This is a genomic window from Cerasibacillus terrae (assembly GCF_008039555.1).
GTDB lineage: Bacteria > Bacillota > Bacilli > Bacillales > Amphibacillaceae > Cerasibacillus > Cerasibacillus terrae.
In genome coordinates this window covers 1-11,645 of the sequence record NZ_VDUW01000018.1, presented here as the reverse complement: position 1 = coordinate 11,645, position 11,645 = coordinate 1, and the positions used below count along the sequence as shown (strand labels likewise).

10 protein-coding genes are annotated in these 11,645 nt (G+C 35.9%); 8 read left to right on the top strand and 2 right to left on the bottom strand.

The window, feature by feature from the left end:
• The first annotated feature begins 133 nt into the window (after positions 1–133).
• The 7 genes from FHP05_RS15025 (at position 134) to FHP05_RS14990 (ending at position 9,864) form a co-directional block, all read left to right on the top strand.
• Positions 134–2,683: a type I restriction-modification system subunit M gene (locus FHP05_RS15025; protein WP_147670783.1), complete on the top strand. Its 2,550-nt coding sequence runs from the start codon at positions 134–136 to the stop codon at positions 2,681–2,683.
• Complete coding sequence (locus FHP05_RS15020) at positions 2,680–3,861, top strand: restriction endonuclease subunit S (protein WP_147670782.1); 1,182 nt, start codon at positions 2,680–2,682, stop codon at positions 3,859–3,861. Before FHP05_RS15025 ends, FHP05_RS15020 begins: the two co-directional genes overlap by 4 nt.
• A gap of 12 nt (positions 3,862–3,873) precedes the next feature.
• Entirely contained in the window at positions 3,874–6,963 is a 3,090-nt protein-coding gene (locus FHP05_RS15015) for a type I restriction endonuclease subunit R (protein WP_147670779.1), read from the top strand.
• Between the two features lie 641 nt (positions 6,964–7,604).
• Positions 7,605–7,712: a zinc-binding dehydrogenase gene (locus FHP05_RS15005; RefSeq protein WP_147670777.1), complete on the top strand. Its 108-nt coding sequence runs from the start codon at positions 7,605–7,607 to the stop codon at positions 7,710–7,712.
• 197 nt (positions 7,713–7,909) lie between these two features.
• Positions 7,910–8,260 (top strand): DUF2200 domain-containing protein, encoded by a 351-nt coding sequence (locus FHP05_RS15000; protein WP_147670775.1) that lies wholly within the window; start codon positions 7,910–7,912, stop codon positions 8,258–8,260.
• 217 nt (positions 8,261–8,477) lie between these two features.
• Entirely contained in the window at positions 8,478–8,756 is a 279-nt protein-coding gene (locus tag FHP05_RS14995) for a DUF4190 domain-containing protein (protein ID WP_147670773.1), read from the top strand.
• A gap of 298 nt (positions 8,757–9,054) precedes the next feature.
• On the top strand, positions 9,055–9,864 hold the full coding sequence (locus FHP05_RS14990; RefSeq protein WP_191126379.1) for a class I SAM-dependent methyltransferase: 810 nt from the start codon (positions 9,055–9,057) through the stop codon (positions 9,862–9,864).
• Between the two features lie 288 nt (positions 9,865–10,152).
• Here FHP05_RS14990 and FHP05_RS14985 read toward each other — a convergent pair whose 3' ends face one another.
• On the bottom strand, positions 10,153–10,845 hold the full coding sequence (locus tag FHP05_RS14985; protein ID WP_147670769.1) for an LrgB family protein: 693 nt from the start codon (positions 10,843–10,845) through the stop codon (positions 10,153–10,155).
• Positions 10,838–11,209 (bottom strand): CidA/LrgA family protein, encoded by a 372-nt coding sequence (locus tag FHP05_RS14980; protein WP_147670767.1) that lies wholly within the window; start codon positions 11,207–11,209, stop codon positions 10,838–10,840. Before FHP05_RS14980 ends, FHP05_RS14985 begins: the two co-directional genes overlap by 8 nt.
• Before the next feature lie 184 nt (positions 11,210–11,393).
• Between FHP05_RS14980 and FHP05_RS15445 the strand changes: the two genes are divergently transcribed.
• Complete coding sequence (locus FHP05_RS15445; protein WP_191126378.1) at positions 11,394–11,531, top strand: hypothetical protein; 138 nt, start codon at positions 11,394–11,396, stop codon at positions 11,529–11,531.
• Positions 11,532–11,645: the final 114 nt, after the last annotated feature.

The window sequence follows — 11,645 nt, the reverse complement described above, 5'->3', positions numbered from 1 at the left end:
TGCGTGTTAATTGTATAATTTTCAAAAAATGAACAGGGCCACCTTTAGTTGGACATTGACTTTTTGGCAAAAATTTTCGGAAACATGTTTACAGAATTTTTTAACTATTTTTATGCAATGCTAGTGAGATGAAATAAAGAAAAGACTATGGGATGGGGCTAATAATTTACGAGGTTCCATGGACGCGAGTCGTTATAAAGATTATATGTTAGGTTTAATGTTCTATAAGTTTTTAAGTGACCAGACGTTGAATGCATTTAAAACAAGGAGCGGGATAACGGAAACAAATGAGAGGAAAGTCGTTGAAGCGTATTTTAAAGCATTCGAGCAGTATGGAGATCATTTATCTAACATGATTCAAGGTGTTTTAGGTTATTACGTGTTGCCTGAATATCTTTACCAAACATGGTTATCAGATATTAATAATGGAGAGTTTGAAGTTCAACATGTGATTGATAGTTTAAATAATTTTGAACGTACAATGGCTGTCACGAGTGAATCAGATGACTTTAAAGGGTTATTTTCAAGTTCGACGCTCGATTTAACCAATACGGCACTTGGGAGTAATTTAAATGAGCGTAGTAAAAATATTAAAAATTTAATTTTACTTTTTTCAGATTTAAATATGGTTGCTCTGCAAAAGGGTGACGTCTTAGGTGATGCTTACGAATACTTAATTGGCCAATTTGCGATGGAATCGGGTAAAAAGGCAGGCGAGTTCTATACCCCACGTCAAGTAAGTGAAGTGATGGCACAAATTGTCGTCAAATCATCTCATATTAACTCAATCTATGACCCGACGGTTGGTTCAGGTTCTTTATTATTAACGGTTAGAAATCACCTAAAAGGCGATGCGCAAAAACTACTTCATTATTATGGACAGGAAAAGAATACAGCGACGTACAACTTAACACGAATGAACTTATTACTTCATGGTGTGAGACCGGAGAATATGACGATTCGTAATGGTGATACGTTAACGGAAGACTGGCCAGAAGACCCAGAACGTCCAAGTGAAGGAGTGCAGTTTGATGCGGTTGTCATGAATCCACCTTATTCGGTGAAAAACTGGAACCAAGCGGATTTAAAAGTAAGTGATCCACGTTTTGAAATTACCGGTGTCCTACCACCAAATTCAAAAGGGGACTACGCCTTTTTATTGCATGGTTTATATCATTTAGGTCAAGAAGGAACGATGGCGATTGTCTTACCACACGGTGTGTTATTTAGAGGTGGTGCAGAAGGACAAATTCGCGAGCGTCTTTTAAATAAAAACTATATCGATACGATTATTGGACTACCGGATAAACTATTTACAAACACAGGCATTCCAGTGACGGTGCTGATTTTAAAGAAAAACCGCGCATTGGATGAGCCTGTTTTAATGGTTGATGCATCGAACACGTTTGTAAAAGAAGGCAAACAAAATGTTTTAAGAGAAAAAGATATTGCTAAGATTGTGGATACATATGTAAATCGTAGTGAAGAAAAAGGGTACAGTCATTTAGCGACGCGAGAAGAAATTATTGAAAATGAATATAACTTAAATATTCCACGTTATATCGAGTCGATTGACGAAGATATTCCTGACGATGTAGATGCCCATTTATATGGTGGGATACCTTATAAAGACATAGAAAATCTTCATGTATTACAAGCAATGGTTCCTCATGTGATTAATCAGTCACTCAAAGAAGTACGTATGGGTTATATGCAGCTCACGGATTCGATAGCTACATTAACGGAAAATGTTTTAAACGATGCTGCTGTCCTCGATAAGTCAAAAGCAGTTGAAACACGTATTCAAGCATATCAAGCTAAGTATTGGGAGCAACTAAAGTCCGTTGCCGATGTGAAAGCTATTAGAGGGATTCGCGAAGCAATGCTTGCTGAGATTAAAGACATCTTATTAGAATTCGACCATGTCGATGAATATGATGGCTACCAGATTATCGCAGACATTTGGAGCGAGACATTAACAGAAGATGCAGAAGTCATTGCGCTAAGTGATTTTTATACAGAAGGGCGGAAACGTGTCCCGTTAATGGCGACTAAAGGGTCGGGTAAGAATAAGCGTGAAGAACAAGTGGGTTGGATTGGTAGCATCGTACCAAATGATCTGATTAAAAAGCACTTATTTGATGCCGAACGAACGGAAATAGAAACGAAAGAAACAAGACTTCAAGAAGTTGAAGCAGAACTCACAGAACTGGTTGAAGCAGCTAAAGTAGAGGAAAGCGACGAAGAGAGTGCCTTAGGTGATGCCCTGAATGAACGAGAAGATGCCTTTTTAATTGGCTCAGTCAGATCAGAATTAAAAACAGCTGAAGAAAACAGCAAAGCGTATCACTTCCTAAAAACGGCCGAAAGCTTATTAAACGAACGAACAAAACTAAATCGTGACATGAAGAAGCTCGAAAAAGACTTAAAAGAAATGACGGAAGAACGAATCGAAACATTAACAGATGAAGAAATCGACACGCTCATGTATGAAAAATGGTTTGGAAGCATTATTCCAAAAGTAAAACGTTTACTGGAAAAACCACTCATCGAAGAACTAGATATTCTAGAACAACTACAGGAACGCTATTCAGAAACACTCGATTCATTAGAAGCAGAAAGTGAAAAGTTAGAAAAAGAACTCGAAGCTATGATGGCGCAGATGGTGGTGAGCGAAGAGTGATAGAGAAAAAGTTAGTACCGAAAAGAAGGTTTGAGGGGTTTGAGGATGAATGGGAGCAGCAACAATTAAAATATATTTATAATGCGATTAGAAATGCATTTGTTGGAACAGCCACTCCATATTATGTAAATTCAGGTCATTTTTATCTTCAATCCAATAATGTTAAAGATGGAAAAATTAATCGAAATACAGAGGTTTTCATAAATAATGATTTTTATGAAAAGCAAAAGGATAAACTATTAAGAACTGGAGACTTAGTAATGGTACAGTCTGGCCATGTAGGTCATACAGCAGTTATTCCTAAAGAATTAGATAAAACAGCAGCTCATGCGCTCATAATGTTTCAAGGTTATAAAAAAGAAGTAAGTCCGTATTTTTTGAACTATCAATTTCAAACTAACAAAGTGAAGAAAAGATTGAATGGTATAACTACAGGAAATACTATAGAACATATTCTGGCATCTGATATGGAAATATTTGAAGTAAATACCGCTTCGATTAAAGAACAACAAAAAATCGGTGAATTCTTTAAACGTCTTGATGAGATGATTGAACTCGAGCAACGAAAAATAAATAAAACAAAAGCCTTAAAGAATGCTTATCTGGCAGAAATGTTTCCTGCTGAAGGCGAACGCGTACCGAAAAGAAGGTTTGAGGGGTTTACAGATGAGTGGATTCCTTTTAAGTTAAAAGATTTGATTGTTTCTGAAGAAAAAGGTAATGCGAGGGCTGATATGTTAGGTCATAACTCTCTTTATTTAGATGCAAACTTTTTAAATGGTGGTGCCCCCGTGTATATTAACAGTTTGACCAACGTAAAGGAGGATGATGTTTTAATCCTTTGGGATGGATCACATGCTGGTAAAGTTTATCATGGTTTTAAAGGTGCACTTGGATCTACTTTGAAGGCTTTGAAACCTCTTGAATCGGGGGGGTTTATATACTATTTTCTATACTTTAATCAAAAGAAAATATTTGAACAATATAGAACACCAAATATTCCACATGTAATAAATACATTTACTGATGAATTTATGATTTGTAAACCTAGTTTAGAAGAACAATTAAAAATTAGTGGATTTTTTAAAAAAATCGATTATATTATTGAAACTCACAAACAAAAACTAGAAAAACTAAAAGCAATTAAACAAGCATACTTGCATGAAATGTTTGTGTAAAGGAGTGGAAGTATGAGTCGGACAGCAAAAAATGCATCAGAGCAAATTTTTCAAGACAAATTTGTTAAAAAGTTACAAGCATATAAATGGGATGCCCCTGACTTTTTGAATGGGAATAAACGAAAAGTAACCGTTGATGATTTGATTAATCATTGGCGGGAAGAACTGAATCGTATCAATGCAGATCAGTTGGAGGGCGTTCCGTTAACAGATCAGGAGTTTAAACAAGTGATAGCAAAGGTAAATCAGCTTGAAAATAGTTTTGAAGCGGCTAAATTACTTGCCATGGAAGCGTCAAAAGGGAAAATTGACGGGATTTATCGTGACCCTAACCCACGTATTACAAGAGAACAAATTACCTTAACGATTTTTAAAAAGGCTGAAGTAAGTGGTGGAGACTCTAGTTATAAAATTGCGCGGGAAGTCGAAAGTGAAAAAGGAAATCGCTTCGATTTAATTCTTTTAATTAATGGGCTACCGCTAATTAATATTGAACAAAAACGCTCAGATAAGACACTAGATGAGGCATTTAGGCAATTCAAACGGTACTATCAAGACGGTGAGTATACGCATAATTTCTTAGCGTTTTCGCAAATGATGGTCATGACCTCAGAAGTGGCAACGCGTTATTTTGCAACACCTAAAACAATTCATGACTTCAATGAGAGTTTTGTGTTTCATTGGGCGGATAAAGATAATATTCCCGTCAATAACTGGGAAGATGTTATTAGCCAGTTTTTAATGATTCCCATGGCACATCAAATGGTCGGAGATTACTTAGTCATAGATGAAGCATTGGAAGAAGAGAATCGTCGCCATATGCTCATGCGCCCTTATCAAGTCCATGCATTACAAGCTGTCGAAGCGGCAGCTTTTGGTTGGGATAATGCGGACAGAACGCCTCATGGTGGTTTTGTATGGCATACGACGGGTTCGGGGAAGACGATTACAAGTTTTAAAACAGCTCTATTTTTATCTACACGTGGTGGTTTTGATAAGGTGGTCTTCTTAGTGGACCGAAAAGAATTAGACAGACGTACGAGTGAGAATTTTAAAGCATATGCTGCTTATGAACCCGTTACAGTTGATGATACACAACATACATACCAGCTTCGTAAAATTATGAAATCACCTCATCGTGGAATTGTCGTAACAACGACGTATAAGTTAAGTAATTTAGTAAAACAATTGGAAGAAATACAAGATAGTAGTTTAGCTGATAAAAAAATAGTTTTTATCATAGATGAGGCGCACCGGACAACAATGGGAGAAATGATGGGAATAATCAAAAGTCATTTTAAGAAAAACGGTTTATTTTTTGGTTTCACGGGCACGCCATTATTCGAAGAGAATAAAACACCAGGTATGATAAATAGAAAAAGTGAAGTAATAGATACAACTGAAAAGTTATTTGGACGAGAATTACATAAGTACACGATAGACGAAGCAATCTCTGATGGGAACGTCTTAGGCTTTCATGTGGACTATATGAATACGGGTGAGTTTAGAAGTTATGAAGATTTAAGAGAGCAAATAATGGAAGATGAAAAGGTAAAACATCCCGATAAATTAGATAAAGAAATAGAACGAACGGTTTATAGCTGGACTGAACTTGAAGTAGAAAAGGAAGCAAGTAAACGAAGCATCCTCACCTATCATGATGAGACGCATATTCCGCGTGTAGTGGAAGAAATTATAGAAAATTGGGATTCACAATCACAAGGAAGAAAGTTTAACGCAATCTTAACGGTTGCTTATAAAAAGCGTGTGCTTGCCTACTTTGAAGAATTTAAAAAACAATTAGCAAATCATGACAATCCATTACATATTGCTATGACTTTTAGTATTGGAAGTGATGAAGACCCGGAACCAGTCGATTCGAAAGTCGTTGAAGATATGTTTAAGAATTATGCGTCATTTACAGGGATTGAATTTGTTGCAGGAGATCAAAAAAAAGGACAAGAAGCTTATTTTGACGATTTAATTGCTCGGGCGACACGTGGAGGAAGTGGACGTAACCCGAAGAATATTGATTTAGTCATTGTGGCAAATCAACTACTTACAGGATACGATTCACAGCTGCTTAATACACTTTATGTCGATCGTTCACTTGAGTTACAAGGATTAGTTCAAGCATACTCGCGAACGAATCGTGTTCATGGTCCAGACAAGGAATTTGGTTCCATTATTAACTTTCAGTATCCACGAATAACAGAAGAAAGAGTAGATAGTGCGTTAAAACTTTATGGAACAGGTGGAACGAGTAGTAAAGCGATTGTTGAGCATTACGATACAGCTGTCGAAAAACTTCATATAACGATTGAAGAATTAAAGTCGACGATGTCAGATCCAACTGCTTGGCAAGAAATAAAGGATGATGATGAAAAGAAAGAACGATTCCTTTTAAACTTTAAGGATGCGGCAAATCAAATGAAAACGGTAGAACAATATTACCAATTTGAATGGAATAATGAAGCGTTTGGCATAGATGAAGGAGAATGGCTTAATTATGTCGGTGCTTATCGAAACTTGACAAGAGGAGAAGGTGTAGAAGATGATTTTATACCACCAATCCCAACGTCACTTCCAGGAAAAACAAAATTAGCAGGAACACAAATTATCGACGCGAATCATATTCTTGAATTAATTGGTGAAAAAGCAACCTCATCAAATGGAAAACAAGAAGTAGACGCTGAAACATTACGCATTATTTATCAGCAAATTGAAGAATTAAGTAATTTAGGAAACCATGAAAAGGCAGAACTTTTAAAAGAATTTGTTGTAGAAGAACTTGAACCAGGTCATGTGCCGACAAATATTCGATTTGATGAAGCATTTGAAAATTGGAAAAATGATAAGAAGAAAAAAGTAATCTATGAACTTTCTCAAGAATGGGGCTTAGATTCCTATATTTTCGAAAAGTCAGTTGACGTCTATTCCAGTCGAAAGCCGGAAGAGATACCTTATATTGCCGACCTAACAAGCACATTAGATTTTACAGCAGCGACCAATCCGATGGGGGAAAATCAATTAGAACATAATATCAAACTAACAAATGAACTACCAAAGGTCATTCCCGAAATTAAAGGGAAGTATGATTGATAAATAATAGGAAAGAAAACCGATGGAAAGAATTTATACTCCCGTACATGAAAGGCTATGAAGTTGAATGCATATGGGCGTGAATGTAAGGATTGAGTGGTACTAGTTATGTATTTTCAGAGAGGAAGAACTTCCAATTGATTACGGTTATGTTCTTTCGTTGTTGTAATCACTGCTTTATCAGGATAGACCGTATCTTTGTCCATGAAAACAAGTCGTAAATGCAACAATGGAAGAATTTAAAAAGTTACATCATTATTTATTTCAAGATATCTATCCGTTCGCTGGAGACTTTCGGGATGTAACAATAAGTTGGATAGGGTAAGAATCTCCTCTAAAAGCTTGTTGATTTTATATGAAATGTCGCTTCATAAAAATTGAAGGATCTAACTAATAGCTATCTTTATAATGATACAAAAGGATTCGCAGAGATAGGCTGCCCATGTAATGATAGCCGATAAAACTCAAAACGTTAAGTGAATTGTTGATACACCAACGTTTACAAAGTATTTTTGTTTCAAGTCGGTTCAAATCGGCTTAAACCTTACAAAGTATTTAATAGGTTTAAAGCATTGGCATCTTGTTGGTGCTTTTTTACTGGCATTAATTCAAGGAAATAATTTTGTGTTGTTTGTATATAGGTGCTTCCGATTGTTGATCAAGTTTTTTCTTTTAATCAAATCCAACAAGCACATGAACATATGGAGAACAACAAAAACATCGGAAAGATTATTTTAAAGGTAGATTAATACGACTGAAGAATACTGGTAATTTTTTTGCTTTTCAGTCTTTCTAGAAGGATATTTATACTAAAATTAACGAAGTGAGCTTTAGTGGAATCATATACCTAAGATAGTTCCATCAACGGGCGCAATCAGGGAATAAGAAAACGTGTCCTTCCTTGAAGAATCGGACCATTTAATAAAAAATAAAAGGAGCATATATCATGACCAAGCATAAAATCTATACAATGAGCTTTGCAAAAGTCTATCCACATTATATTACGAAAGCAGAGAAAAAAGGGCGTACAAAATCAGAAGTGGATGAAATCATTCGCTGGTTGACAGGATATAGCCAGGAAGAGTTAGAAGCGCAACTGGAAAATCAGACAGACTTTGAGACATTCTTTGCGGAGGCACCTCAATTGAATCCTTCACGGGCTTTGATTAAAGGTGTAATCTGTGGCGTGCGAGTAGAAGATATTGAGGAGCCGACGATGCAAGAAATTCGCTATTTGGATAAGCTAATCGATGAATTAGCAAAGGGAAAAGCGATGGAGAAAATTTTGCGGAAATAATAAGGGAAAACGGAGAATTACTGATTTCATGCCTTTGTTTTATCATGCACTTTAACTAAAAGATCGTTTTATCACCCCCTCTAACATATAATATGTGTTATAATTCAGACAAATCATAAAAAACCTACAGAACTGCATCCCAAATTCTAATACGGAATGTCAGAGCCATATTACTGAATCATTGAAATAACGATATACGATTTAAAAGGGGGATAAAATGAGTGATATTGAAGTTTCGAAAAATGATGTGACTAATAAAAAGGCTGTTACTTCTTTCGTACTGGCGCTTCTATCTATTGTCTTTGTTATATTACCGTTAGTGGGCATTGCTCTTGCTGTTGTTGGAATAGTGCTTGGATTTATTGGCTTAAAAGAAATAACGCGTTATAGCCAAAAGGGAAAAGCGATAGCAATCATAGGAATTATTTGTAATACCCTCATAATTTTTTCATTAATATCTGGATATATGCTTTTTATGGGCCTTAATGCTTCTTAACAAGAAGTTGAGAAATATTAATAGACAGGCTTTCTAAAGATGATTTAGAGTGTGATGAAGTTGGTGTGTTTTCTGATAATGAAATAGATTATTAAAATCATTACAACGGAGCACCTTACAATAATTTATATAGTTATTTTTAGATGTAATTCTTAATATGAAATATGAATACAGCAAACGGTAAGTAGCTTAAGAAAATAATCCCTCACAGACCTGCTAAAGTTGAATGACGGGTTACTTTTTATGTTTATTGATATACTTAAGAATGATAGATTGTATGTAAGAAAGGATGGAATCAATGGACATATTATCCATATTTGAACAGAGGTTAAAACCTAGCAAACAGCCAATAGAAGCAATGGAAGAGAAGTGGAATCAAAAGGCAGAGATGTTCTATTCCAATCAAATAAATGGAAGCACATATTATTCTGATGCAGTCCCTCGTCTTTTGGAGCAAAAGAAAATACTGGATCCATCAGTTAGTGTATTGGATATTGGTGCGGGTTCAGGACGCTATGCAATTCCTCTTGCGAAAAGATGCAAATCCGTTCGCGCGTTGGACTTGTCATCAGAAATGCTTCAATTTTTGGAACTTGAAATAGAGAAAAACAATCTGGATAATATCGACATTATTAAATCAGCTTGGCCCCCTACGACAGAGGAAATTGGGGAGTTTGATGTTGCTTTTTCTGCAATGTGTCCCGCTACTCGCTCTGTGAAAGCATTAGAAGCAATGTCTAATGTGGCAAAAAAACATGGTGTCATCTGTCAATTTACAGCATCATCGGATAATGTTGTGGAGGCATTACAGAAGCATCAACAGATTGAAAAAGTAAAAGGACCTCACAATAACCGTGATCTCCTGCAGTCTTATTTTAATATCTTATGGGAGCTCGGGTATCAACCTGATATTTCGTATTTACATGATACATTTGTAATAAACATGTCATTTAATGAAGCGCTCCATACGTACCAACAGCGCTACGAGCATGTAAAAGCAGAACAGTTAGGAAAGGTTTTATCAAGCATCCAACAAGAAGAAGATAGCATAAAGGTCATTAAGAAAACCACTCTTGCGGTCATAACTTGGGAAACCAATAAGAATTAATTCGATTACAAGGACAGTCAATGTTGATCCTGCTAGTAAGGTTATTTTCTACAATCGAACACAAAGGTCTAAAGAACTTGCGATGAGGCAATTCCTTTTGATTGAAAAAGGGTGTTCCTAACAAATTTTTGGAATCAATATATTTTTCCATGTGTGTTTGTAGATTTACACGATAAGAGTTTTGAAATGGGTACATGCTTAGTGTCTAAATAATTTACTCTCAAAATATCAAGATGAAAAGCCAGCCAACATACGTATACGTACCACGGCTGGTTCCTCATTCTCTAATCACATAAACAACGGCAATAAAACCGGAGTCAAGAAAGATACGAATATCCCATTTAATACCATAGCAACAGAGCTAAATGATCCTTCTAATTCACTGTTCTCCAATGCGCGACTTGTTCCAATTCCATGTGCACAACTTCCCATACTAACACCTTTTCCGATGGTAGAATGAATGTAGAAACTTTTTTGTACATAATGGCCAAACATCGCACCACTAACACCCGCAATGGTGACGAACACAGCAGCTAATGCTACATAGCCATCCAATTCAGCGGTTATGTCCATGGCAATAGGAGTTGTGACGGATTTTGGTGTAATTGAATAAATCAGTTCTTTCGGAAAGCCGAACCACTTTGTTAATAATACACCAGTAGAAACTCCGACAATCGAACCGGTTAAAGAGCCGAAAACAACAGGGACAAAAAGTCGTTTCAATATATCGCGTTGTTGGTATAAAGGATAGGCCAAAGCAACAACAGCAGGTCCTAAAAGATGATTAATAAATGATCCGCCTAACATATAAGTTTCATAATCGATTTGAAATAAAATAAGAATTACAATAATGGCAGTACTTGTTGTCACCATCGGTAATAATAAAGGATTTGGTACTCGTTTGTAAACCTCTTTTGCCACAAGAAAGAGAATAATCGTTAAGCCTATAAATCCGAAGCAGAGGAAGATGGTTTTAATCATGTTCGACCACTCGCTTTCGAGCTAAAGCTTGACTCATATGCCCAGAAGTAAGCATGACCAGAAATGAACTAACAACAGTGATAATGATCAACCACATTCCATGTCCTTTGAATAACCCGAAATAATTCATGACGCCCACGGTTGCTGGAATAAAGAAAAATACAAGATGATCGACAAAAAACTGTGCCCCCGTATCAATCCATTCTACCTTTATTCCGCGTAACATAAGGAATAAAAATAATAATAACATGCCAATGACACTGCTGGGAACAGATAGGTGGAGTACATTCCGTATAAATAATCCTACATAATAAAATCCATATAATATCAAAACTTGCCAAATAAGTTTAAATAACTTTTTCAAAAAATCTCCCTCGCTTTTTCATTCATTATATAAAAATCTAATTATTAATAATATTTTTTCATATCATTCTATCATAAGTTAGGTATAATCAATAATAGATTGATATAGAAAGTACAGGATGTATTATAAATAATTACTGGATTTCTGACAAATCCTATTTCCTGGGTTCGATTAGGTCTTATTCATGACTGGATTTTTGATTCACCCAGATTTTCGGTCACGATTAATCTCTATTCGTGCCCGGATTTTCGCTAACCCAGATTATCGGTCACGATTAATCTCTATTCGTGCCCGGGTTGTCGCTAACTCAGTCAAGTCCTAAATCCTGTGTAAAATCCCAAATACAAGTTTTCAACTTTTTATAATCTATGATTGAATTTTATTTGTTTGGGAGGGGTACCCCTCCCAAACAAATAAAATTTCCGCGCTAAAAATA